23 protein-coding genes and 2 pseudogenes are annotated in these 23,379 nt (G+C 68.6%); 16 read left to right on the top strand and 9 right to left on the bottom strand.

Annotated elements, in window-relative coordinates; translation table 11 throughout:
• Positions 1-172: 172 nt before the first annotated feature.
• From E2C04_RS09920 to E2C04_RS09975, 13 genes and pseudogenes are all read left to right on the top strand, one after another.
• The gene (locus tag E2C04_RS09920) at positions 173-775 is read left to right on the top strand and encodes a hypothetical protein (protein WP_135832466.1); all 603 of its coding nucleotides are present in this window, start codon (positions 173-175) and stop codon (positions 773-775) included.
• Positions 768-1,775: a ParB/RepB/Spo0J family partition protein gene (locus E2C04_RS09925; protein ID WP_135832467.1), complete on the top strand. Its 1,008-nt coding sequence runs from the start codon at positions 768-770 to the stop codon at positions 1,773-1,775. The genes E2C04_RS09920 and E2C04_RS09925 overlap by 8 nt, the downstream gene beginning before the upstream one ends.
• A 57-nt stretch (positions 1,776-1,832) precedes the next feature.
• Positions 1,833-2,513, top strand: coding sequence for a cell wall protein (locus E2C04_RS09930; RefSeq protein ID WP_135832468.1), 681 nt, complete (start codon positions 1,833-1,835; stop codon positions 2,511-2,513).
• A 12-nt stretch (positions 2,514-2,525) separates the two neighbouring features.
• On the top strand, positions 2,526-3,611 hold the full coding sequence (locus E2C04_RS09935; protein WP_135832469.1) for a M23 family metallopeptidase: 1,086 nt from the start codon (positions 2,526-2,528) through the stop codon (positions 3,609-3,611).
• 111 nt (positions 3,612-3,722) lie between these two features.
• Positions 3,723-3,965 (top strand): annotated as a pseudogene (locus E2C04_RS09940) (DUF6112 family protein); the annotation flags it as partial.
• A gap of 61 nt (positions 3,966-4,026) precedes the next feature.
• On the top strand, positions 4,027-4,350 hold the full coding sequence (locus E2C04_RS09945; RefSeq protein WP_135832471.1) for a DUF6112 family protein: 324 nt from the start codon (positions 4,027-4,029) through the stop codon (positions 4,348-4,350).
• A gap of 270 nt (positions 4,351-4,620) precedes the next feature.
• On the top strand, positions 4,621-5,073 hold the full coding sequence (locus E2C04_RS18685; protein WP_135832472.1) for a hypothetical protein: 453 nt from the start codon (positions 4,621-4,623) through the stop codon (positions 5,071-5,073).
• Positions 5,074-5,093: 20 nt separating this feature from the next.
• A complete protein-coding gene (locus E2C04_RS18690; RefSeq protein ID WP_158630657.1) occupies positions 5,094-5,711 on the top strand; it encodes a hypothetical protein in 618 nt (205 codons plus the stop codon).
• A 45-nt stretch (positions 5,712-5,756) separates the two neighbouring features.
• A complete protein-coding gene (locus E2C04_RS22325; protein WP_238694231.1) occupies positions 5,757-6,659 on the top strand; it encodes an SCO6880 family protein in 903 nt (300 codons plus the stop codon).
• Between the two features lies 1 nt (position 6,660).
• The gene (locus E2C04_RS22330; RefSeq protein WP_477529303.1) at positions 6,661-7,179 is read left to right on the top strand and encodes an SCO6880 family protein; all 519 of its coding nucleotides are present in this window, start codon (positions 6,661-6,663) and stop codon (positions 7,177-7,179) included.
• Between the two features lie 91 nt (positions 7,180-7,270).
• Complete coding sequence (locus tag E2C04_RS09965) at positions 7,271-8,248, top strand: PGN_0703 family putative restriction endonuclease (protein ID WP_135832473.1); 978 nt, start codon at positions 7,271-7,273, stop codon at positions 8,246-8,248.
• A gap of 8 nt (positions 8,249-8,256) precedes the next feature.
• Entirely contained in the window at positions 8,257-8,874 is a 618-nt protein-coding gene (locus E2C04_RS09970; protein ID WP_420873077.1) for a TY-Chap2 family putative peptide chaperone, read from the top strand.
• Positions 8,875-9,403: 529 nt separating this feature from the next.
• Positions 9,404-10,870, top strand: a complete 1,467-nt coding sequence (locus E2C04_RS09975; RefSeq protein WP_188421933.1) for a TraC family protein — start codon at positions 9,404-9,406, stop codon at positions 10,868-10,870.
• 319 nt (positions 10,871-11,189) lie between these two features.
• On the opposite strand, the gene E2C04_RS09980 is transcribed toward E2C04_RS09975, so the two are convergent.
• The 5 genes and pseudogenes from E2C04_RS09980 to E2C04_RS22005 form a co-directional block, all read right to left on the bottom strand.
• Complete coding sequence (locus tag E2C04_RS09980) at positions 11,190-11,762, bottom strand: hypothetical protein (protein WP_238694233.1); 573 nt, start codon at positions 11,760-11,762, stop codon at positions 11,190-11,192.
• Positions 11,763-11,885: 123 nt separating this feature from the next.
• Positions 11,886-12,527, bottom strand: a complete 642-nt coding sequence (locus tag E2C04_RS09985) for a DUF305 domain-containing protein (protein WP_135832476.1) — start codon at positions 12,525-12,527, stop codon at positions 11,886-11,888.
• Positions 12,528-12,652: 125 nt separating this feature from the next.
• On the bottom strand, positions 12,653-15,631 hold the full coding sequence (locus E2C04_RS09995) for a heavy metal translocating P-type ATPase (RefSeq protein WP_275106487.1): 2,979 nt from the start codon (positions 15,629-15,631) through the stop codon (positions 12,653-12,655).
• Positions 15,632-15,661: 30 nt separating this feature from the next.
• Positions 15,662-16,339, bottom strand: coding sequence for a DUF305 domain-containing protein (locus E2C04_RS10000; protein ID WP_229721594.1), 678 nt, complete (start codon positions 16,337-16,339; stop codon positions 15,662-15,664).
• Between the two features lie 196 nt (positions 16,340-16,535).
• A pseudogene (locus E2C04_RS22005) lies at positions 16,536-16,733 on the bottom strand (ArsR/SmtB family transcription factor); the annotation flags it as partial.
• A gap of 234 nt (positions 16,734-16,967) precedes the next feature.
• Between E2C04_RS22005 and E2C04_RS10010 the strand changes: the two are divergent.
• A complete protein-coding gene (locus E2C04_RS10010) occupies positions 16,968-17,372 on the top strand; it encodes a four-helix bundle copper-binding protein (protein ID WP_188421929.1) in 405 nt (134 codons plus the stop codon).
• A gap of 1,260 nt (positions 17,373-18,632) precedes the next feature.
• Here E2C04_RS10010 and E2C04_RS10015 read toward each other — a convergent pair.
• From E2C04_RS10015 to E2C04_RS10025, 4 genes are all read right to left on the bottom strand, one after another.
• The gene (locus E2C04_RS10015; protein ID WP_202977739.1) at positions 18,633-19,919 is read right to left on the bottom strand and encodes a hypothetical protein; all 1,287 of its coding nucleotides are present in this window, start codon (positions 19,917-19,919) and stop codon (positions 18,633-18,635) included.
• A 72-nt stretch (positions 19,920-19,991) separates the two neighbouring features.
• On the bottom strand, positions 19,992-20,351 hold the full coding sequence (locus tag E2C04_RS10020; protein WP_135832479.1) for a helix-turn-helix domain-containing protein: 360 nt from the start codon (positions 20,349-20,351) through the stop codon (positions 19,992-19,994).
• Between the two features lie 31 nt (positions 20,352-20,382).
• Entirely contained in the window at positions 20,383-20,586 is a 204-nt protein-coding gene (locus E2C04_RS19800; RefSeq protein ID WP_238694234.1) for a tyrosine-type recombinase/integrase, read from the bottom strand.
• Positions 20,583-21,467: a site-specific integrase gene (locus E2C04_RS10025; RefSeq protein WP_238694235.1), complete on the bottom strand. Its 885-nt coding sequence runs from the start codon at positions 21,465-21,467 to the stop codon at positions 20,583-20,585. The genes E2C04_RS19800 and E2C04_RS10025 overlap by 4 nt, the downstream gene beginning before the upstream one ends.
• Positions 21,468-21,709: 242 nt before the next feature.
• Here E2C04_RS10025 and E2C04_RS10030 point away from each other — a divergent pair, with 242 nt between their 5' ends.
• Both E2C04_RS10030 and E2C04_RS10035 read left to right on the top strand, forming a co-directional pair.
• Positions 21,710-22,789, top strand: a complete 1,080-nt coding sequence (locus E2C04_RS10030; protein ID WP_135832480.1) for an ImmA/IrrE family metallo-endopeptidase — start codon at positions 21,710-21,712, stop codon at positions 22,787-22,789.
• Between the two features lie 71 nt (positions 22,790-22,860).
• Positions 22,861-23,367 (top strand): hypothetical protein, encoded by a 507-nt coding sequence (locus tag E2C04_RS10035; RefSeq protein WP_135832481.1) that lies wholly within the window; start codon positions 22,861-22,863, stop codon positions 23,365-23,367.
• The last annotated feature ends 12 nt before the right edge of the window (positions 23,368-23,379 follow it).

Raw genomic sequence — 23,379 nt, forward strand, 5'->3', positions numbered from 1 at the left:
TACGTCATGGACAAGTACGCCGCCTTGGCCCGCAAGTACGGCTACGAACCAGTGGAGGCCGCGGTCGCTGCCTTCGAGGCCATGCACGCGCGAGCTGTGCGTGTCGCGGATGACCCGTGGGCTGTCATCACCCACGCCGTCGAGCTCACCTTGATCTACGACCGGCGCGCTGATGGGTTGCTGTGCTCGAACCACCAGGCCCGACGCGAGACTGGAGTGGAGCGTCACGACGCCGACCGGTTCTGCGACCGCAGAGGACATCCTCGACTACCACCCGGCCTTCGCGATCCCGGCACCGCAGGACGCGATCGACTTCGATGCCATCGACAGGGCCCGCGGCAGCGGTTCCGTCGACGGCCTCGGCTCCACGGACGACGAGGATGAGCCCACGAACGCGTGGGACGCGGTCGATGACGCGGTCGCGGTGTTCGTGGCGTTCGACTGGCCTGAGGACGTCGCGCGATCCGCGATTGAGTACATCTGTACGCGGCTGATGCGCGCCGGCAGCCGGCGTACGGCCTTCGAGGCCCTGCGTCGCGACCGCAGCGTGGAAGCGCTGATGGATGTTGACCACCGCGCGTGGCTGGTGATCCTGCGGGTGGTGCTGGGCAACCCACACCCCGACCGGCAGCACACCACCGCGGGTCGCGGCATGCTCCTGCGTCTCGTGGTGGGCGACTTTCCCGAGGACCTGATCCATGACCCGGCGCTCGCGGCCGAGATCGCGAGCATCAGGCACCCCCGACGGATGTGGAGGGGAGACGTCCATGTCTGAACACGACGGTCACATCGAGCTGGAGCGCAGCGTCAACTCCATCCGCGTCGGGGCCCGCCACCGCCACCACCCCGACGAAGGGGTCGAGTCCTTGATGGCGTCGATCAAGAACCTCGGCCTGCTGCAGCCGATCACCATCACGCCTGATGGAGTCCTGGTCTGCGGAGCCCGTCGATTGGCGGCGATCAAGCAGTTGGGGTGGCGCACCGTAAAGGTGTGGGTGCGCTCGGGGATCTCCGACGACCTGTCGCGGCTGCTGGCCCAGCAGGACGAGAACACCGAACGCAAGGAACTCACCCCCCGGGAACAGGCCGCCCTCTTCACGGAGCTGCGGCGACTGATGAGCGAGGACGCGGCACGCCGCCAGGAGGCTTCGCGTTTCGGCGCCAACACCACGGTCACCGACGGCGCGGAGCCCGGCGACGCAGGCGGGGTCCCCGGTGCTGCCGAATCGGCAGCACCGCGCGGACACCTCACCAGTCGCCACCAAGCCGCACTGGAGGTCACGGGGAAGGCTTCGTACTCGTTGCTGGAGCAGATCTCCAAGATCGAGCGGGTCGCCGCCGACCGGTCCTTGCCGGAAACGTTGCGACGCCTCGCCGAGGCCGAGCTCGAAGCCATCGACGACGGGGCGGCCGTGAACCCGGCCTACCAGCGGCTGCTGGCGGCCCACGACCTCCTCGCCGTCGGCAACGCCCGGCCCGGGCCTTCCACTCCAACGGAGAAGGATCAGCTCGACAACAAGGCGGCCGACACGTTCGTTCCTCACAGCCAAAAGCGCGCCAGGATCGCCCGTGGCCCTGGGACGTCGAGGCGGTCTCTGCGGGCCTTCGTGTTGACCTGGAGCGATCTCGACGGCTGGTCGCGGTTCTACGACCCGCGCGAGATCGCTGCCCAGCTCTCCGCCGAGAACTGGCAGATGTTCGAACGCGTCCTCGCCGAGACCATCACGTTCGCCGACGAGGTCCGGACTCTGCGCGCTGCCCGCGTCTCCGCATGAGCACCGGGGGCACGCGTACGCACCTGTCCGATGTCCCCTCACATCTGGGAAGCCACGATGCCCACTCTCTCTCCCCTTCGCTCCCCCACCCGCCGACTGCTGGCCATCGCCCTGGCCATCTCCGCGGCCGCAACGACGTTGATCGCGTACGCCGTGTGGCGCGGCGCGTCCGGGCCTTCGGGGTCGCCGTCCCCTCCCCGCTCCGACCAGACGATCCCGCTCCTTGTCGAGGCGCCGGCCGCGCGTACGCCCCAGCAACTTCGCTCCTTGAGCCGCACGGATGACCCCCAGGCTTTCGTCCGGGAGGTCGCGTTGGCCCTGTTCGGCTTCGACACCACCACGGTGATCACCCGCGCCGACCACCTCGCTCAGCTCGTGGAGGTGGCGGACCCGACCGGGGAGTCCGCCCCCGGCCTCGTCTCGGACCTCGACAACTACCTCCCCACCCCGCAGGCGTGGACGCAACTGGCGCAGTACGAAACCCGGCAGTGGCTCGCGATCGACTCGATCACCACACCGTCAAAGTGGTCAGAGGCCCTGGCGCAGGCCGGCGACGAACTGCTGCCCGGTACGACCGCGCTCACCGTGCGCGGTGTCCGTCATCGCGAGGGCGTCTGGGAAGGCGAGCACGTCGCCTCCGACCACGAGGTGGCGTTCACGGTGTTCATTGTCTGCGCCCCGGCCTACCCCCAGTGCCACCTGCTGCGGTTGTCCCTGCTCGACCGGCCGCTCGAGTAGCCAGGGGCAAACATGCTGAAGGTCGTGTTCACCGGGCTTCTTGCCCTGCTCTTCGGTCCCGCGATCCTCCTGATCTCGATGGGGACGGTGCTCAACCCTGCGGCGCAGGCCAACTGCCTGCCCTCGGCCGCCGCCTCTGGCACGGACGCAAGTGACGCGGCGAGTGTTCCGGAGTCCGCCCGGGTGGTGTTTCCCCTTCCCGCGGGTACGTGGGTGCGCACCAGCGGCTACGGCATCCGGGTGCACCCGATCACGGGGGAACGGAAGCTGCACAGCGGTGTGGACTTCGCCGCCACCGTCGGGACCCCCATCGTGGCGGCAGCCGATGGGCGAGTCGTATTCGCCGGCCCCGCCACCGGATACGGGCACTGGATCGTCATCGAGCACACCGTCGCCGGGAGGCGCGTGGCCACGGGGTATGCCCACATGTACGCCTCCGGCCTGCACGTCGCGGCGGGTGAGACCGTCACCGCCGGCCAGCACATCGCGGACGTCGGCAGCGACGGCTACTCCACCGGCGCCCACCTCCACTTCGAGGTTCGCCCCGGCGGCGCGGGCGCAGACCCAGCTGACCCGGAGCCGTGGCTCGCCGCCCAAGGTGCAGACGCCGCGGCCGTCGATGTCGAGGCAGTGGCCGCGGGGTGCGCGTCGCCGACTGCGGGTCCGGCGGCACCGTTTCCCGGCCAGGATCCCGGCGCCATGGTTGACGACCCCACCAGCGACGGGCGCATCACCGCCCGTACCGCCCACGTGCTGGCCCAAGTCCGCACCCGCTTTCCTGCCTCGTCGTGGGCGTGCTGGTCGCTACGTTCGGGACCGTCCGAACATCCGCTGGGTCGTGCCTGCGACGGCACCTTCGGCAACGCCATCGGGATTCCGGCCACCGGACGTTCCCTGGACCTGGGGTGGAGGGTGACCAACTGGTTGAAGACCAACGCTTCCGACCTCGGGGTGGAGTACCTGATCTGGCAAGGCCGGATCTGGTCTCTGGCCCGCGACGGCGAGGGCTGGCGGTCCTACAACGGCGGCGGGATGCACGACCCCGGCAACGTCACCGGCGGGCACTACGACCACCTGCACTTCACGGTCGCCGTCTGACGACGACCTGGCTCCCGGACCAGCCCCTGGCCTCTCAGCGGCGACGCGGCCGCACCTACCGGTCGTGAACCTCTCCCAACTCCCGCTCCCCGTCGTACGCCCGACTTCGGCGCCGTGGGTGGCACCAGTGAGCTCAACGCCGTCGTCGGCGCGCTGCTGACCTACGGGCTGATCGTCGCGGTGCTCATGGTCATCGTCTGCGCGACCGTCTGGGCGTTCGGCTCGGCCCAGGGCAGTTGGCAGGCAGCCAGCCGCGGCAAGACCGGGCTGCTGGTGGCACTCGCCGGCGCGGTCCTGACCGGCGGCGCGCTCGCCTGGGCCAACTGGCTGATCGACCTCGGAGCAGGACTCTAGGGACGGGACCCACACCTGACCCACAGGGCCATCCGGTCCATTGATTCAGGAGGAACCCGCGATGCAATTCACCGTCTCGAGCTTCGCCGCACACGCGGTGACCGTGCTTCCCCACGAGGTCACCATCAGCCCGAACTCCAACGGGCTTCCCGGCATCAGCCAGCTGCGCTCGATCGTCGGGGCATCCATGACCGTCGGGTTAATCCTCGCGGTCCTCGCGCTGATCATCTCCGCGGTCGTGTGGGCCCTCGGTGCCAACTCCTCCAACCCGCACCTGGCGGGCCGTGGGAAGGTCGGCGTCCTCGTCGGTCTGGGGGCCGCCGTCGTCACCGGGGCGTCGGTGGCGCTCGTCAACTTCTTCTGGAACGTGGGCCAGCAGGTCTGAAACCGACCTGACGAATCCGAGCTAGGAGGTAGCGACGATGGCCGATGTCTGCGAAGTTCCCGTCATCTCCGGGGTGTGCGAGAAGGCCGGCGAGGCCGCCGGAACCCTGGTCGCAGCCCCCTTCGACTGGTTAGCCCAGTCCCTCGCACACGGTGCGGGCTGGATGTACCAGGCCGTGTGGTCGACCATCGACTCGACCACCATGGTCGATGCCACCAGTGGGGAACTGACCGGGTCTACAACATCCTCTTCGGCGTCGCGGTCTTCGTGATGCTCGGCTTCTTCATGCTCCAAGTCATCGGCGGCATGATCCGCCGCGAGCCCGCCGCCCTCTCACGCGCCGCGCTGGGGTTGGGCAAGTCGATCCTCGGTTCGTTCGTCGCCCTCACCCTGGTCGCCGCCGCCCTCGAGATCACCGACCAGCTCTGCGTCGGCATCGTCCACGCCAGCGGCACCACCATGAGCGAGATGGGTGAACGCGTCGAACTCCTGGCCCAGGGCCTGCTGACGCTTCACATCGCAGCGCCCGGAGCCGGCGCGATCATCACGATCTTCGTTGCCGGACTCGCGATCGCCGCGGCCGTCATCGTGTGGATCAGCCTTCTCGTGCGTAAAGCACTGCTGCTGGTCGCGATCGTGTTCGCCCCCATTGCCCTGGCCGGGGCGAGCTGGGACCACACCGCGGCTGGGTCAGCCGATGGGCAGCGTTCGTCCTGGCACTGATCCTGTCCAAGGTCGTGCTCGTGGTGATCTTCCTGATCGCCACCACCCAGGTCTCCGCACCCATCGACAGCGATCTGCAGTCGGTCAGCGACCCCATCGCCGGAGTCGTGCTCATGCTGGTCGCCGGCTTCGCGCCGTACCTGACCTACAAGGCCATCAACTTCATGGGCTTCGACACGTACCACGCGATGTCGAGTGAGCAGGAAGCCAAGTCCGCGCTCAACCGCCCTCTGCCCATCCCCCTGAACCGACGCGCCGGAGCCGAACCCAGCAAGGTCCTCAACGGCGCCTTCGGCAACAGCAACGGAGCAGGTGACGGCAGCACGGGTGCTCCACGGCCCGTGCCCACACCTCCGGTGTCCCCCACATCAGGCGCCGGCGCCCGCACAGCAACCGGTGCAGCGGGGGCCGGCGGCGCCACTGCGGCCGCCGGCGCTGCCACCGGCGGCCTCGCAGCTGGCGCGGCCCTTGCGACCGGGGCCGCAAGCGCGGGCGTACGCACCACCCAGAGCATCGGCGGAGCTGCGGCCGCGCAGGCTGACGCCGCCCAGTCATCGGCTCCCCCGCGATCTGGTCCCGTTCCCTCCCACGTGCCGGACGCCGTGCCCCCGGTGTCCGTCGCCGACCGGAGGAGGTGAGTCATGGCCAGCCACGCGCCCAGCGCGGAACACGAACTCGCGCCGGTGAAGTTCTCTCGTCTCGCCCGCCGCGGCATCCTGCTCGGACTGTCGGGTACACAGCTCGTGGTCGTGGGTGCCGCGGCAGTCAGTGTGGTCGCATCCCTGTACAGCGGTGGCGGCGCCTCCCTCGCCTACGTCACTCCGCTCGTCCTGGGTGCTGCCGTCGTGACCTTCGTCGGGATCGGCGGCCGCAAGTTGATCGAATGGCTCCCCATCCTGACGCGGTGGGCGTGGCGAACGGGCGGCGACCAACGCGTCTACCGGCGCCGCGTTGTGACTCCACGCCCCGCAGGGACCCTCGCCCTGCCCGGCGATGCCGCCCGACTCCGTCAGTGGTCGGATCCCGACACCGACGCAGTCATGGTGCACGACCCCCACGCCGGGACCCTGACCGCGATCGTCGGTCTTACCCACCCGGCGTTCATCCTGCTCGATCCCCTCGAGCAGCAGCGCCGCGTCACCGCCTGGGGACGGGTCCTGGCCACGGCATGCCGCTCTGGACGCCTCGCCTCCGTGCAGGTGATGGAGCGGACCTTGCCCGACTCCGGCAAGGGTTTGGCGCAGTGGTGGACCGAGCACGGCCAGCACGACGGCTCCTGGACCTCGAGGACCTACGCCGAGCTCATCGAGCGCGCCGGCCCCGCCGGCGAGCGGCACGCCAGCACCATCTCGATCTCCCTGGATATGAAGGCTGCCCGTCGCGCGATCCGTGCCGCAGGTGGCGGTCATCGCGGCGCCGCCGCGGTGCTACGCCAGGAGATGTCGACCATGACCGCCGCGCTCCGCGCCGCCGACCTCGCCCCCGGCGACTGGCTTTCCCCCGGCGAGTTGGCCGTGATCCTGCGCCAGCGCCTACGACCCGGTCGTCGCCGGTGCGCTGGAGCGCCACGGCAGCCTCGGCAGTGACCTGGCCACCGCCGGCCCCGTCGCCGTCACCGAGACCTGGTCGTCGCTGCGCAGCGACTCCGCCCACCACTGCGTGCTGTGGATCAGCGAGTGGCCGCGTTCCCTGGTCTACCCCGGTTTCCTCGCACCCGTCCTGCTCTCCTCAGGCGTCCGGCGCGCCTTCACCCTGCTCTACACACCGATGCGTACCGACCAAGCCGCGCGCGACATCCGCAGGAAGAAGACCGAGTACCTCTCCGACGCCACCCAACGTCAACGGATCGGCCAGATCGAAGACGCCCAACAGTCCGCCGAATACCACGACGTCCTCCAGCAGGAAGCCGACCTCACCGCCGGCCACGGCATCCTGCGCGTGACCGGGTTCCTGACCGTGAGCGCGACCGATCCCGAGGAACTCGAGCGAGCCGTGGCGGACATCGAGCAGGCCGCCATCCAGACCTCGTGCGAGACCAGGCGGCTGTGGGGTCAGCAGGCTCAGGCGTTCACCGCGGCCGCGCTGCCACTGTGCCGCAGGCTGTGAGTGGCGAGACTTCGCCCCTTGGAGCGATCCGCGCGGCCGGAATCATGCGTTCTGGACTCTCCTGTCGGTGCGCGCTGCCACACTCGTCGCCATGACCGAGACCATGGACCCCATCCGGACGGAGTTGGAGCGGCACGACTGCTGGTTCCCCAGCACCGACAGGGTCGCACGCCGTCCTGACGTGACCGCCTTCAAGCAGACCGCCCGTCTGCAGCAGTCGAAGTGGCGCGAGGCCCAGGGCTACCCGAAGGGCCGGTCCCAAGGTGGCGGACGCCTCTCCGACAATGGCTCGCGACTCGCACCGGTCGAGCCCTTGGGCGGAGACTTCCGCAATTTCCTGTCCAGCCCTGCGATCCGGGCTGCCGTCACGCATCGCTCCTCTTCCGAGGCGAAGGCTGCCGAGCGCGGGCAGCAGTTCAACGAGACCAGGCTGCGTCAGGACCTTCTCTCCTCGATGCCGATGTGCTTCAACCTCTTCGGTGAGCTCCACGGCGATCCCGAGCGACTGACCCGCTTCGGCAAGGAACTCGGTCTCGATCGGCCGGGACTGGAGGTGAGGTTCGAGCACTCCCCCGGACGACGCGTCCTCGAGTTCACCAACGACGGCACCGCATTCGACGTGGCGCTGTTCTTCGGCGAACCCGACGGCCCCCGCACGGTGGTCGGGATCGAGACCAAGTTCCACGAACACGCCCTCAAGGAGTCTGCCCCTGACGCTGTCTCGCGGATGCCGCGCTACGCGGAGATCTCCGAGCGTGCGGTGGCCGACGGGATCCTCAAGCCGGGCTGGCAAGGACTGCTCAACACCGAGCTGCAGCAGATCTGGCGTGACCACCTTCTCGTTCTGTCCATGCTCCAACACCCCAGCGGCCTGTGGGATGAAGGGCTCTACGTCCTGGTCCACCCTCAGGGCAACCCCTCGTTCGCGGAGGCCGGCGCACGCTACCGCGACGAGTTCCTCGCCGACGACAGCACCTTCGCGGTCAAGACCGTCGAGGAGCTGCTCGACTACGGGGTGCTGCACTCGCCCGAGGTCGAGCGCGAGTTCCGCAACCGCTACCTCTGGTGACCCTTGGCATGCGTGCACTGCCACCGGCCGCTCTGGTCGAGGCCGCCTCGTGGGCTCTGGCCCGGGACCTGACACGGCGTCACCCCGAGTTGTCGATCCTCAAGTACCACCCCGGCGGTGGACAGTACGACTGCTTGGCCATCCGTTCCGCGTCCGGCCTGCACATCGATCTGAACCGTGTCGGCCGGATTCATGTCCACGCTGACCACACTGGCGACAGCGTCCGCACTGAACCCGTCGAGTGGAACGACTACCTCAAGACAGACCCTCGTGAGTTCGTGGAACGTCTCGAGCGGATCGTGGGCCTGCCACACGTGACGTCCATCCCCGTCACCACCCCTCGGGTGCTGACCTACCGGGTGCTGGCCGCGTTTTCCCACCTCCACGCGTTCGGTCGCCACGCCGACATCTCCATGAGCACTCTCGACTCCTCCGGCGGCATGGGCGGCGGCCCCGCAGCTTGGCCGTCCGACTACCCCACTGTCCTACGTGCCATGGACGCTGACCCGTTCGGCTTCTGGCGGGCAACGTCCACGACTACCGAACTCGTCCTCGAAACCGAGGCCGCGACCCTGCATCGACAGGACGGTTCGACGGCGTCTCCCCGGGATCTACGCCACACATGAGCGCGACTTCGGCCGGCTCTTCGGTCACCTGTTGGCTGGGATCTGACGCCTCAACTGGGTCACCTGCAGACACCTCCTTCTCATCCCGCGAGCAAGGAGACCGTCGATGTACGACAACCCCTCAGTTGAGGCCCACCAGGTGCAGGACGCCACGCGCGCTCTCGCTCACGCATCCCGGAGCGTTGAGGATCCACGTCAGATCTACTCGGTACTCGGGTCTCTGACCGCGGCAGTGGCGTCGTTGAGTCAGACACTGCACCAACTCGGCGCCGCGCACGACAGCCCAACCCTCCACGCCACGTGGGAAGCCGACGGGTCCCGCCGCGACCGCGCCACCACGTACCGGGTGTCGTGGGAACTGCATCGTGCCGCCGAGATGCTCAACCAGGTCGGTGAGGTCATCGCACGCGCCCACAACGCCGAAGCCACCATCACCTACGCTCCCTGCGACCCACTCGCCGCGCCCCGGCGCGTCGCGTCGGGTCGACGACCCTGGGCTCTCACTGTGAGCGGCCCCGACCAGACACGCTTGCACAGCACAGCGCTGGTCTCCCCCGGGCGGGAGAAGCGCCGCGACCGGCGTACGCGTCGCGCAGCTGCAGCAGCGCGCATCGCGGCCGACCGCGACGCCCGCAAGACCATGGAACGGACCAAAGCAGAAGCGTTGCAGGCCGAACGCCGCGCCACCGTGGTCCTGCCGAAGGCCGGCGAACCCGGGCCCGCGGCACTACGCACCCCGGGACGACTCCGTATCCCCAAGCACCAGGACACCTCGGCCACGCTGGCGGGGGCCTATCCGTTCCTCGCCGAGGGTGGCCTCGGGAGCGACGGCGTGTTCGTCGGACAAGACCTGTACTCGGGGTCCTCGTTCGTCTACGACCCCTGGGTGCTGTACGCCCGCGGCCTAATCACCGCACCCAACATGGTGCTGGCCGGGATCGTCGGCTCCGGGAAATCCGCACTCGCCAAGAGCCTCTACACCCGATCCATCCCGTTCGGGCGTCGCGTCTACGTCCCCGGCGATCCGAAGGGTGAACACACCGCCGTGGCGGAGGCAGTCGGCGGCAAGGCCATCGCACTGGGCCACGGCATGACCACGCGCCTCAACCCGCTCGACGAGGGCCACCGCCCCCGCGGGCTCGACGACGTCCAGTGGGCCGCGCAGGTCAACGCCCGGCGTCGCGACCTCGTTGGTGCGCTCGCCGAGACCGTCCTCGACCGCCGTCTCACTCCGCTGGAGCACACCGCTGTCGACGTTGCGCTGGCCGACACGGTCCGTACCTGCCAGGTACCGGTCCTGCCGATGGTCGTGGACCGCCTGCTCGCACCCGACACCACCGCCGACATCGACGGACGGCTGACTGACGACGGACGGCTCGTGGGCCACGCTCTCCGGCGACTGGTCGCGGGTGACTTGGCGGGCCTGTTCGACGGGCCCTCGACGGTGCGGTTCGACCCATCGCTGCCGATGATCGCCCTCGACCTCTCCCGGGTCACCGAGAACGCCACGCTGATCAGCGTGCTGATGACGTGTGCCTCGGCGTGGATGGAGTCCGCGCTGCTCGACCCCGACGGCGGCCAACGCTGGGTCGTGTACGACGAAGCCTGGCGCCTCATGTCTCACCCGGCGTTGCTGCGACGCATGGACGCCCACTGGCGTCTGGCACGCCACTACGGCATCGCGAACATGCTGATCTTCCACAAGCTCTCCGACCTCGACAACGTCGGCGACTCCGGCTCCGCGATGCGCGCTCTGGCCTCCTCGCTCCTCGCGAACGCCGAAACCCGTGTGGTCTACCGCCAGGAGTCCGACCAGCTCGGGGTCACGGCGGCTGCCCTCGGACTCACCGGCACCGAGCGCTCGCTCCTGCCAACCCTGGGAACCGGACAAGGGCTGTGGCGGATCAAGGACCGCTCCTTCGTGGTCCAGCACCAACTCCACCCGGCTGAGCTGGGGTTGTTCGACACCACCACTCGGATGACGGCTGCTCGTTAGAAGTTCGCGCGAATTTTGACGGTTCTGCGACGAACTTGAGCATACGCAACGTCCTCGAGCCTGTGCGGACACTCAGGTTCAGAGAAGCCGCGATGGGAAGCTGTCGCGTGCCGGATGGGGAGCCGTCACCGAGAAACTCACCGGACGGGCTATCTGGAACTCTTGAGCGGCGGCGAGCGCGCCGGGCCGCAGCTTCACCATTGGAGGTTCGGCTCTCGGAACGACCAGGTCGGAGAGCGTATGTGCGGTGCCACTGAGGGACAACGACCTCAACGCTCCCTTCCAGCGACGTCGCGGATCTTGTCGGTATGGGCTGGGGTCAGGGAAGGGCCAGTTCGATGTGCTGGTCGGGTTCGAGCTGGAGGTTGGCGGGGTCGCCGGGCACGGGGGTGCCGTTACTGGTCACCGTCACCTCCTCACCGGCGTTTGCCTTGGCGCCACCGATCTGGGTCGGCGTGAGGGCGACGCCCCACTGGGTGAACAGCTGACCGAGGGTGAACTTCTCCCCGATGGTGTGCGCTTCGATGTGGATGGTGCCGTCGCCTTCGTGGGTGTGGAGCGCGGACATGGCTCCGGTATCGGGATCGACGCCGATGTTGGGCGGGACGGGGACTGGCTGGCCGTCGATGGTGATGGCGAGCGTGGGGTGGTAGTGCTCGGCGGTGCCCATCGGGCCTAGGTCGAGTCCGGCGGCGGCGACTCTTGCGGGAACGTCGCCGGGTGCTGGCCATGGCGGGAGCGACGTGTCGTCGGGTACAACGCCGGAGGAGCTCGAGATGGTGTCGCTGGTGTCATCGGTGGCTGTCGGCTCCGTGCCGCATCCGGTGGCGGTGAGGGTGAGGGTTGCTGTGATGGCGGCGGCCGCCGGCCGAGCGGGGGTGGGTGTCTTCACGGGGTGTTCCTCTGCTGTGGTGGCGTGCCTCGCGCCTCGGTGCGGTCCCTGGGGCGTGCCGGACGTGGGGCGCACGAGCAGGCGGACGCCACCGGCGCGGTGGCGTCCGCCCGCGCTGCGGGTTCAGGAGTCGAGGAGGCCCTGCATGGTGTCGATCTCCTGCTGTTGGGCGTCGATGATCTGGCCGGCGAGGTCGACGGCGTCGTTGAACTGGCCGTCTTCCTGCTCGGTCTCGGCCATTTCGATGGCGCCCTCGTGGTGCTCGATCATCATCTCGAGCCACATGTCCTGGAACTCGGCGTCGGAGGCGTTCTCGAGGGCTTCCATGTCCTCGGAGGTCATCATTCCGGGCATGTCGTCGTGGCCCATGTCGTCCATGGTGTCGGACATGTCGCCCATGTCGTGGCCGGAGTTGACGTGGTCGCGCATGGTCGCAGGCACGTCTTCGCCCCACTGGGTGAGCCAGTCGGCCATGGTCTCGATCTCCGGGCCTTGGGCGTCGCGGATGTCTTCGGCGAGGGCCTGGACCTCGGGGTCGAGGTCGCGGTCGAGGGTCAGGTCAACCATCGACAGCGCTTGGGCGTGGTGGGTGATCATGTCGCTCGCGAAGGCGACGTCGGCGTCGTTGTGCTCGGTGGTGCTGACCTCGGTCTGGCTGGCCGAGTCGGGGGTGTCGTCGCCGCAGGCGGTGACGCCGGCGCCGAGGAGGAGGGTGAGCGCGACGGCGCCGAGGGCGCGGGTACGGGTCTTGGTGTCGGTGTGCATGTGAGTTCTCCTGGAAGTCAGGTAGTCAGGTGGGGTGTTGCGGGCAGGCGGGAGCGACACCCGTCCGGGACGCTGGTGTCGACCTCGCGGTCGAGGTCAGCGGTGGCGGGTGGTCGCAGGGCCTGTCAGCACCTGATGACGGAGAATTGCCATTCATGGGGTGGCCCGGTGCCACGCACCCAGCGCAGGGCCCGTTCGCGGAAGGCTGCGGGCTTGAACGCCTTCGGCTGCAGCCGCCGGAGGAAGCCGGTGGCGAGGAGCGTCAGCAGGGTGAGTGCTGCAGCGGCGAGCATGACGACGCACAGGATCACCATGCTCGCCATGCCGTGACCCGAGCCGGAACCAGGGTCAGCACCGGCCTCAACGCTGGACCCGGGGGGTGCCGTCGAGGACTGCGTCGCGGTGGAGTGGGTGTGTCCGTCGTGCGAGTCTCCCGAGGCCATCGCCGCCTCGTGAGCAGAGGTCGCGGCCGCCGCACCCGTCATGCTCATCGTGCTCGAGGCAGTCACGAGAGGTGCGGGAGCGCCGTGGTTGGCAAGGGCGTGCATGCCGAGGATGCCGAGGACCAGGGCCGCTACGAGGACGGCCACTGCGCCGCGGCCGGTGACCTGCGCAGCCATCCGCACCCCCAGGGAGTTGCGGGTGCGTCGGCTGGTCGCGGGCACGGGGCTCATCGGCTTCGATGGTACGGAGACGCTGGTGTCAGCCCAGCTTCTGGGTCCGCAGTCTGAGCGCGTTGATGATGACGCTGACCGAGGAGAGAGCCATGGCGGCCGCGGCGATGACCGGGGACAGCAGCCACCCGAACACCGGGTACAGCACCCGGCGGCGATGGGGATGCCGGCGGTGTTGTACCCGAACGCCAGCACCAGACCGCGGCGGACGTTGCCCATGACGGCGTGGGAGAGCGCGCGGGCGTGGGCGATGCCGTTGAGGTCGCCGCGGAGCAGGGTGACCCCGGCGGATTCGATGGCGACGTCGGTGCCGGTGCCCATCGCGAGTCCGACGTCGGCTGCGGCGAGCGCTGGGGCATCGTTGACGCCGTCTCCGGCGAACGCGACCACGCGGCCCTCGGCACGGAGTCGGTTGACGACGTCGGCCTTGTGGTCGGGCAGCACCTCGGCCTCGACCCGGTCGATGCCGAGGTCGGCGGCGACCGCGGCGGCGGTGATCTGGTTGTCGCCGGTGAGCATGATGACCTCGATGCCCTCCTTGCGCAGCGCCGTGAGCGCGGCCGGGGTGGTGTCCTTGACCTGGTCGGCGATGCCGATGACGCCGGCTGGGGTGCCGTCGATGGCGACGAGGACGGCGGTCGCGCCGGTGCGGCGCAGCTGGTCGGCCCGCTCGGCCAGGGCGGCGGGATCGATGTCCTGGCTCGTAAGGAACCCGGCGGTCCCGATAAGAACCTTGCGGCCCTCGACGACGCCGAGGACGCCCTTGCCGGCGGGTGCGTCGAAGTCAGCGACCTCGGGCAGCCTGGCACCCTCAGTTGCGTCGCCGGTGGCCTTGTCGACGATGGCGCGAGCCAGCGGGTGCTCCGAGGCGTTCTCCACCGCGGCCGCGAGCCACAGCAGCTCTTCGGCCGTGTGGCTGGTGTATCCGTCGGCGAGCTCGAGGGCGACGACGGCGGGTTGGCCCTCGGTCAGGGTGCCGGTCTTGTCGACGACGACGGTGTCGACCTTCTCCATCCGCTCGAGCGCTTCGGCGTTCTTGATGAGGACACCCATCTGGGCGCCGCGTCCGACGCCGACCATGATGGACATGGGTGTGGCCAGGCCCAGCGCACATGGGCAGGCGATGATCAGGACGCTGACCGCGACGACGAGCGCGTGAGCCAGCTTCGGGTCGGGGCCGACGATGGCCCAGATGATGAATGCGAGCACGGCGACGCCGATGACGGCGGGTACGAACACCGCTGAGACGCGGTCGACGGTGCGCTGGATGGGTGCGCGGGAGCGCTGGGCTTCGGCCACCATGTTCACGATGCGGGCCAGCATGGTGTCGTGGCCGACCGCGTTGGCGCGCACCAGCAGCGCGCCGGTCTGGTTGAGGGTGCCGCCGATGGCGTTGTCGCCGACGTTCTTGGTGACGGGCATGGACTCGCCAGTGACCAGCGACTCGTCGACAGCTGACTTGCCGTCCTCGACGAGCCCGTCGACGGGGACCTTCTCGCCGGGACGGACGCGCAGCAGGTCCCCGATCTGGACCTGGTCGAGGGTGACTTCCTCCTCGGTGCCGTCGTCGCGGACGCGGCGTGCGGTCTTGGGCGAGAGATCCAAGAGGGCCTTGATGGCGCCGGAGGTCGCTTCGCGCGCGCGGAGCTCGAGGACCTGCCCGAGAAGAACGAGGGTGGTGATGACGGCAGCCGCCTCGAAGTACACCTCGACCGCCCCGCCCTCACGGAACGCGGCAGGGAAGATGCCGGGCGCGACGGTGGCGACGACGGAGAACAGCCACGCGACGCCTGTGCCCATCGCGATGAGCGTGAACATGTTGAGGTTCCGGGTCCGCACCGACGCCCAGCCGCGGACGAAGAACGGCCACCCGGCCCAGAGCACCACCGGGGTCGCAAGCACGAGCTGGGTCCACGCCGACGCGGTGGCGGAGATGTTGTCGTGCAGCCACGGGACCAAGTCGCGGCCCATGCCGAGGATCACGACCGGGACCGACAAGACGACGCCCACCCAGAAGCGGCGAGTCATGTCCCGCAGCTCCTCGGACGGGCCGGTATCCGCGGTGACGATGACGGGCTCGAGGGCCATCCCGCAGATGGGGCAGGTTCCCGGGCCGTCCTGCCGAATCTCGGGGTGCATCGGGCAGGTGTACTCGACCGCCTCGCCCTCACTCGGGGTCGGCTGCCCATGTCCGGGCTCAGTTGCATGCCCGGCGTGGTCACCTTCGGCGTGGTCTGAGAAGCCACGGTCGATGTATCGGTCAGGGTCGGCGAGGAACTTGCCCTTGCAGCCAGCTGAGCAGAAGTAGAACTGCTCACTGCGGTGCTCGACCGTGTGCTCGGCCACTGCGGGGTCGACCGTCATGCCGCACACCGGGTCGGTGACCTGGTCCGTGGTGGCCGCGTCCGAATGATGGGTGTGCGTGTTCATGCCTTCACTATACCCCCCTGGGGTATCCGGTCAAGGAAGCTCTACGCCGAGCAGGGCCAGCATGGCAAGGGCATCGCTGACGTCTTCGAGGTTGCCGGCGGCGGTTCCCTCAAAGTCCGGGACGGGACGCTGCTCGGCTTCTTCCTGAGTGGTGGCCGGGCCGTTCTTCTCGATGTCCTCGATCAGCCAGTCCATTTCCTTGATCTCTTTGCGCTGGGCCTTGATGATCCCGTCGGCGAGCTCACGAACGCGAACGTCGTCGATGTCGGCCCGCTCACTGGTCAAGATGGCGATCGAGTGGTGCGGGATCATGCCCTTCATGTACGCCTGGTCATCGACCAACGCCTGGGAACGCGAGAGGTACAGCCCACCTGCACCCAGCAGCATCGCCAGCCCCACGAGCACGACGTTGTAGGCGCGGTTCTTGTACATCATGCTGCGCATGAACGCGAACATCACCAGCGCCATGGCGCCGCCCATCAACAGCGCCATGTAGAAGCGCTCCTCGCTCCACCGCACGTGGTCGAAGGCGAAGACATTGGAGTACATCAAGACGAACATCACCACCGTGGAGGTGGCGATCATCAGCCCGAAACGCAGGTACATCTGCCGCTCGTGGGTCTTGTGCTCCTTCTGCTGGTCGGGCTCCTCCTCCCGGCTGCTGGGCTTGCTGGCACCGGACGGCTCCTGCGTGTGATGCGATGACATTGGGGATCGTCCTTCCCGCGGGTGTTGGGTAGCGGTGGTTGGTGTCGCTCAGAGTGGCGTCAGCTGTCGTCGTCCTCGATCGGAGCGCGAGACATCTCGATGAGCTGACGTAGGCAGTGCTGTCGAAGTGGCTCGGGAAAACCCTCTGCGAGCCGGTAGAACACGATCCGGCCCCCTTGCGTCGCGTCACCAGCCCGGCGGTACGCAGCACCCGCAGGCCGTAGGAGACCGCGTCCTCGCTCACCGACAACGCAATGGCGAGGTCGCCCACACAAAGCTCCTCTACCACGTCGAGGGCGTACAACAGTCGAGCACGAGTGGGATCTGCCATCAACGACAGCACGCTGGTGAGCCGATCCCCCTCCTCTGCCGATGGCAGGCGCTCGCGGGCCATGGCAACCCGTCTCGCGTCGACCGGGTGTTGGTGCCGATCGCCGCCACCGGTGATCTGGTCGGGTTCGTTTCCGCGAGCACGCACCGGGTGGTCCTCAGTCACCCCACAAAAGTACCCAATATCCGTGCGGCTATGCGGATGACGCTGTGTCGGGTGGGTACAAGCCGGTAGCAGAGTGGCGGATTTCAGGGTCACCAGCCGGATGACCCGCTGCCGTAACCAAGAGGAGGAATCATGGCTCACACCAAAATGCTGGAGGCTTACCCGAAGGACCTGGGGAACATCGACAAGGAGAAGCTGGCCGAGTGCATCGCAGCCTGTTTCGAGTGCGCCCAGGTCTGCACCGCGTGCGCCGACGCGTGCCTGTCGGAGGACATGGTCGCCGAGCTGGTCAAGTGCATTCGTACCGACCTTGACTGCGCCGACATCTGCCTCGCCACCGGGAACGCGTTGTCACGCCACACCGGGTACGACGCGAATGTGACCCGAGCGTTCCTGGAGGCTTGTGCCACTGCCTGCAAGGCGTGCGGCGACGAGTGCGAGAGCCATGCCGACATGCACGCTCACTGCCGCATCTGCGCCGAAGCCTGCCGACGCTGCGAGCAAGCCTGCCGCGACCTCCTCGCCAATCTGGGGTAAAGGCCGGTTCGGTGACCTTCTTGGCCATCGCTCCGCAGCGACCGGTGGGTGCGTTCGTTCCAAGCTTGGCACAAGGGGCCGACGCGCAGATCAGCGTGGCTCAGTCGGTCGAAACTGCGACACACAGCACTGGCGCACAGAGAGCTCGGAATTATGGTCGACGACGCGGGCTCCGGCTGACCTGGGGGGTCCGCGTCGCGTCCTCGCGCCGCACTCTTGGCCGGTCACTTAGCAGTGGGAGCAAGCCGACGATGCTTGCGGTCGCGGCAAACTGGTGTCGCTCTTACAACATGATCGCGGTGACGCCTGCAGCCCGAGGCCACGGGCCCCATCACCCCATGGGAACCCTTAGTTGGCGAGGCGCCCTTCAAGCCAGGTGCGTGACCTGACTCAACGAGCGCCTCAGGCTCACTATCCGACACGGAGCTCGCGGTGTCCACGGTCTCGGCCATGCCCGCCACCGATCCGTGCTGGTCACGTGGCCGGTGACCGATCCGCTTGCGGGCTCCTCCTTCACCGTCCGAGCGACCAGGTCTCAGGGATTTCCCTGGTTTTTGGGGGGACGCTGTTTGACCTGCGCAAACGTGGCGCAGGCTGCCGCGTCCCCCGGGCTTGGACGGCCCGGGGGACGGATGGGGGGACGCTGAGCCGCCACGCTGCGGCCCGTGACAAAAGTCAGTGGCGTCAAGGTTTCCGATTCGTGCGCGTCGCGGTTGCTTATCCGTGGCGTGAGGATGTTGCGAGGACTCTCTGGCCGCGCCGCGCGGTCCGAAAGGACATGGTCATGGTCGCTTGCCGGGGTAATCCTTGTTCCTCAGGTCGGGGTGCTCGATCGTCTTGAGGTAGCGGGTGGCGCCTTCGACGCTGAGTCCGAAGAGGTCGTATATGCGGCGTACGTCGCCGCCGGTGGCGTGGATCTCGTGCAGGATGCGGTCCTCTCGCAGGGCGCGCGGGCGGACGCGGCTGTCCCTCCAGGGAAAGGACGGGCCGCCGGGGACGAGACGCGGCGCGGTGCGTCGGTTGATGAGCAGGTGCGGGTTCGCGGTGGCCGGCCAAGTGCGGTGGGGTGGTCCAGCCAGGCGCTCAGCCGTGTCCTCACGGGTGCGGCGAGTGGGATGTCGCGGCCGCCGAGGTGGAGCCGGCCGTCAACGATGTCGCTCAGCTGCAGCTCACGGACCTGCTTGCCGGTCAGCCCGTGAAAGGTCACCAGCGCGACCGCGAGCGCGACGGCCGGGTTCGGCGAGTCCAGTTCGGCGCGGATCAGGGGGGGTCGAGCGGCAGCGGAAGGTTCGTGGCGATGCGGGTCAGGTCGATGCCGCGCATGGGGTTGGTGAAGACGAGTCGGCGGCCTTTGAGGATCTTGAACAGCGACTTCAGGCCGTTCTCGGCGAAGTGGCGGTGGCTGGTGCCGGCGGGCAGGGCCGTGAGGGCGGCCAGGATGTCGTCCTCGCTGATCTCGGCGAACGACTGGCGCCCCGCTTCGACCCATGCCTGTACGACGGGCGCGAGACCTTGGATGTGGATCTCGACGGTCTCGGGTTCGCGGGGCAGCTGGCGTGGTGCGTGTCGAGATCCGCCGAGCATGATCTGAAGCCACAGCTGGAGGTGCTCCCGCATGGTGTCCGGGAGGGCTCCGGACTCGATGAACTTGGCGTTGAAGTACCGCTCAACCCGGGTCGGGACGTCCTCGATCAGGAGCCCAGCTTCGGCGAGGACGTCGAGGGTGGAGGTGATGGTGCCGTCGTAGCGGCGCAACGACACGACGTCACTGGCGCGGACTTTCGCGGTGGGAGTAGGCCGCAGGATCTGCAGCACCCGCAGGGACTGGATCACGGCATTGCGCTGCCTGACGCTCCAGCCGTAGCGGCGGGCGTGGTCGGCGACGATGGCCGCGCAGTACCGGGTCAGTTCGCTGTCCTCGACCAGGAGGCGTTGGCGCAGCGCCTCCGGTTCGGGGTCCATCTCAAACAGGGTCAGCTGTTCGAGCGCGTGGGCGTCGAAGCTTGCGCCGGGTTGGTTGGGCAGCTGGTTCTTGTTCTTCTTCGACCACCGGCGATCCCTGCGGACGTAGTCGGGCAGCGGTGTCACGCGCCGCTTGAAGACCATGTTGGCGAAGAACAGCTGCTGGCTGTCGTTGTTGGCGCTGGCCAGGTCGGGGGCACGGGCGGGCTCTTGTTCGAGTCGGGCGTTCTCGAGGCAGAGGCGACAGGCTTGTCGGTCGCTGACGTGGCCTGTGCGGCCGCAGTAGGCGCAGGTGCCCTTCGGGTAGTGGCTCTGCCACCAGCGGCAGGACCAGCAGGTCCAGTTGTGGCGCGGGTAGACGCCCCAAGCCAGGCAGCCCTTGCACGATCCGATGTGCTCGGGGCTGCGGGGATGGCACCGGCTGCACAACTCCTGACTGAAGTAGTCGGTGCGGGCGCGGCAGCGGTTGCACGGTGGAGCTACGAAGGGGCCGCCGGGCAGGCACTGATAGCAGAAGTCGACCCGGGGGCTCGTCCACGCGACCCGGTTGCTCTGGCAGGCGCTGCACTTGGGCGGCAGCCGCAAGGGCGCGTCGGGGCCGGCGCGGGCATCCTGATCGTCTCGTGCTCGTCGTGTCGTGGGCGATGCGGGTGCGGACTACAGCGGTGGGGTCGAGCGGGGCTTGCCGAGCCGCGGTGTGACCGCCCGCGGCGTGCCACCGTTGCCGTTCGGATCCCCCTCCGCGTCGCCGCCATTGCCGCTGGCTGCGTCGGCGGTGCGGCGACGCCGCGCAGCGACCTTGTCCGGCTCGGGTGTCATCAGGTCGTTCGGGGTGCACTCGAGCACGACGCACAGCACGTCGAGCTCTTCGAGGCGCATCGTCGGCGGGACCCCGGCCCACCACGACGACATCTTCCCGGCCGAGATCTCGAGCCCGGCATCTGCCAGCATCCGCCGCAGTTCTGCGGACTTCCAGATCCCTCGTTCGGCGGCCCGTAGCCGCAGACTCCACTGCATCTGGATCCTCTCCTTCGGTTCGTCGGTCGGGTCAGTCGCTACGAAGGCCCAGGCGGGCTTCAACGCGGTCGCTCGCGCTGTTCCACGCCCGCTCGATGTGGTCACTGCGGACGTGGAGGTAGCCCGAGGTCGTCGCCAGCCACTGGTGGCCGAGCAGTTCCTGGAGCGCCTTGATGTCCATCCCGGCCGCGTACAGCGACGAGGCGCAGTAGTGCCGCAGCACGTGTGGCGTCATTCGCCCCGACCACGCCGGCAACCACTCCTCGACGTGGATTCCCAGCGCGCGGCGCAGCGCGTTCGCACCGACACGTCCACAGCGGTCCAGGTCCTGTCGAACCGCTCAGAGGGCAGCAACGGCGCGTCCGGGTCGGCCCAATCCTCGCCGTACTGCGGACGGGCCTCGGCCAGCCACCAGTCGAGCAACTGGTTCGAGCCGTTGATCGCCGGTACCAGCCGCGGCTTGGGTCCGCGGCCGCCCGAGCCCTTGCCGTGGCGGACGTGGAGCTTGCCGAACTCACCCAGATCCGGGCGCCAGTCGCGGATGTCGAGCATGACGGTCTCGTTGATCCGCAGCCCGAGCCGACGCCACAACGAGGCAGCGAAGTAGTCGCGGGCCGCGGGACGGTACTTGCGCGCCTGTGCGACGGACCCGCGCCAGGCGGTGAACAGCGAGTCGATCTCCTCGTCCGACGGCGGCACCCGGACCTTGCCCAGCGATGCCCCCGACTGGCGATTGAACTCATCGATCGGCTGCTCGACCAAGACACCGGTCGCGCGGCGGATCGTGCCCTCGTAGCGGGCGATCACGAAGTCGTAGAAGCCCGCCAGCGCGCCCGCCTTGCCTGCGCGGGTCGACACGCTGAGTCCTCGCCGGCGCTGATGGGCCAAGAAGGCGTCCGCGTCCGCACAGGTGGCCTCCCACAGGGGAGTCGACAGCGAACGAGCGAACTCGATGACGATCGCCCTGGTCGAGCCGATGTGGCGGTCAGTCAGACCTGCCGCGGACATCGCCAGCGCGTACTGGTCGACCAGCTCCTGCTCGAAATCCGCGGCCGCCTGCGCACCTATCAGTGCCGGATCAGCAGCGTTGCCACCCGGCAACGCCACCAAGCCCATCAGACACCAACTTCAAGCGAGGCGATCGTGGTCGACACTACAACGAAACCGGCAGCTACAGTGACGTGGCATCATCTCAGGGCCTATTGAAGGCTGAACCGACGCCACCTGCACAAACGCGGATCGGACCGCATGGACGCCCGATCGAACCTGAGTTCCTAGAGATTGCCGACCCGGGCCGCTCATGAGGCTCCGACGGCGTCACCGGTGCACCTGTCCTCTGTAGAGACAGGAGACCAGCCATGAGGACCCAGACCCGCGATGCCGCCACCCGTGAGGCGAAGCTGCAGGCAGTGCACACCCAGCTGACCGCCGCGGTGTCGGCTCTGGTGTCGGGCGAGGACTGGAGACGTGCACTCGAGTTCGCGGCCCGGTTTCGTTCGCGCTCGTTCAACAACACGATGTTGATCCACGTCCAGCACCACGCCGCCTTCCAACAGGGCAAGGTGCCGGACCCTATGCCGACATACGTCGCAGGGTTTCGCCAGTGGTTGTCGTTGAACCGTCTGGTGATGAAGGGGCAGTGCGGGTACGCGATCCTGGCCCCGGTCACCGCCCGCTACGCCTCCTCCAGTCCGGGCGACCCGGCGTCGTGGCGTCGCCTCGGACGCGGCGAGAAGCCCCGCGCGGGTGAGGCGGTGCGCACGAAGCTCGTCGGGCTCAAGCCCGCGCACGTGTGGGACGTCTCCCAGACCAGCGGGGACCCGATCCCCGAGCCACCCCGGCCCACGCTGCTGCGTGGTCAGGCACCCGAGGGGTTGTGGGACGGGCTCGCCGACCAGATCACCGCACGCGGCTACGGCCTACGGTTGGTGTCCACCGCGGCCGCGATCGGTGGCGCCAACGGCCTGACCGACTTCACCACCCGCGAGGTCTCTGTGCGCGTGGACATGGACGACGCGGCCCAGGCCAAGACGTTGGCCCACGAGCTCGGCCACGTGATGCTGCACGGCCCCGACGTCGAGGATGCGACGCTCCACCGTGGGATCGCCGAGGTCGAGGCCGAATCCGTCGCCCTCATGGTCGCCGCCGCCCACGGGTTGTCGACCGAGGACTACACCATCCCCTACGTCGCCACCTGGGCCGCGTCCGTGCCCGACAAGACCCCGGTCGAGGTGGTGCAGGCCACCGCCGAACGCGTCCGTGGCGCCGCGGTCACCATCCTCGGCGGCCTCGACACCACCCAGGTCCCCCACGGCAGCCCACCGGGACTGGACGCAGTCGTGCCGCACCGGCGGCGCACCCCACCCGGCCTCCCGAACCTGCCTGCCCCGGCACGACCGGTCGAGGTCCTGGGGCTGGGACGAGGCACGGGGCGATGACCATGCACCACACCTCCCTAGCCTCTGGGCGCCCCTATCGACGCGAGGACCGTCGCCCGGTCCGTGTGCCCGTGGTCCTGCCCATCGTCGACGTCACCGTCGACGACTACGGGTCCCTGACCGTGACTCTGGACGGGGACCCGTGCACCGCTGATGACACCCTGGGACGCAGCGACCTCCGGGCACTGGTGGACACCATCGCCCACGACCTCGGCTCCCCGGTCCGCGTCGAGGTCCACGAACACGACGGCAGCTCGTTCACCGACATCGTCACCCCCGCCCCCGTCGAGCCGGCCCCGCAGAGACCCGGGCCTGCCCGCGACGCCGCAGCCGACGAGCCTCCCCCACCGGTTCGCAGCGGGACGCCTACCGCGTTGGCCTCCGTCTTCGGGATCTCCGGTGAAGGGTTCACTGCAGGCGAGGAGGTCGAGATCTGCCTCGTGTTCGCACGCCAGGTCGCCGACGAGCACGGCACCACCCAACTCCGCCTCCCTCCCGCCGCCCTCGCTGCCCACCCTCGGGTAACACTCATCGGCCGAACCTCCGGGGTCATCGCCATCAGCGAGACCGCGTCATGAACCTGGCATCCG

This window comes from Nocardioides daphniae (genome assembly GCF_004777465.1).
Lineage (GTDB): Bacteria > Actinomycetota > Actinomycetes > Propionibacteriales > Nocardioidaceae > Nocardioides > Nocardioides daphniae.

Coding starts and splice junctions, on each gene's coding strand:
- E2C04_RS09920 (WP_135832466.1), top strand. CDS start 173: ATGGGTTGCTGTGCTCGAACCACCAGGCCCGACGCGAGACTGGAGTGG.
- E2C04_RS09925 (WP_135832467.1), top strand. CDS start 768: ATGTCTGAACACGACGGTCACATCGAGCTGGAGCGCAGCGTCAACTCC.
- E2C04_RS09930 (WP_135832468.1), top strand. CDS start 1,833: ATGCCCACTCTCTCTCCCCTTCGCTCCCCCACCCGCCGACTGCTGGCC.
- E2C04_RS09935 (WP_135832469.1), top strand. CDS start 2,526: ATGCTGAAGGTCGTGTTCACCGGGCTTCTTGCCCTGCTCTTCGGTCCC.
- E2C04_RS09945 (WP_135832471.1), top strand. CDS start 4,027: ATGCAATTCACCGTCTCGAGCTTCGCCGCACACGCGGTGACCGTGCTT.
- E2C04_RS18685 (WP_135832472.1), top strand. CDS start 4,621: ATGCTCGGCTTCTTCATGCTCCAAGTCATCGGCGGCATGATCCGCCGC.
- E2C04_RS09965 (WP_135832473.1), top strand. CDS start 7,271: ATGACCGAGACCATGGACCCCATCCGGACGGAGTTGGAGCGGCACGAC.
- E2C04_RS09970 (WP_420873077.1), top strand. CDS start 8,257: ATGCGTGCACTGCCACCGGCCGCTCTGGTCGAGGCCGCCTCGTGGGCT.
- E2C04_RS09985 (WP_135832476.1), bottom strand. CDS start 12,527: ATGCACACCGACACCAAGACCCGTACCCGCGCCCTCGGCGCCGTCGCG.
- E2C04_RS09995 (WP_275106487.1), bottom strand. CDS start 15,631: ATGAACACGCACACCCATCATTCGGACGCGGCCACCACGGACCAGGTC.
- E2C04_RS10000 (WP_229721594.1), bottom strand. CDS start 16,339: ATGTCATCGCATCACACGCAGGAGCCGTCCGGTGCCAGCAAGCCCAGC.
- E2C04_RS10010 (WP_188421929.1), top strand. CDS start 16,968: ATGGCTCACACCAAAATGCTGGAGGCTTACCCGAAGGACCTGGGGAAC.
- E2C04_RS10020 (WP_135832479.1), bottom strand. CDS start 20,351: ATGCAGTGGAGTCTGCGGCTACGGGCCGCCGAACGAGGGATCTGGAAG.
- E2C04_RS19800 (WP_238694234.1), bottom strand. CDS start 20,586: ATGACGCCACACGTGCTGCGGCACTACTGCGCCTCGTCGCTGTACGCG.
- E2C04_RS10025 (WP_238694235.1), bottom strand. CDS start 21,467: ATGGGCTTGGTGGCGTTGCCGGGTGGCAACGCTGCTGATCCGGCACTG.
- E2C04_RS10030 (WP_135832480.1), top strand. CDS start 21,710: ATGAGGACCCAGACCCGCGATGCCGCCACCCGTGAGGCGAAGCTGCAG.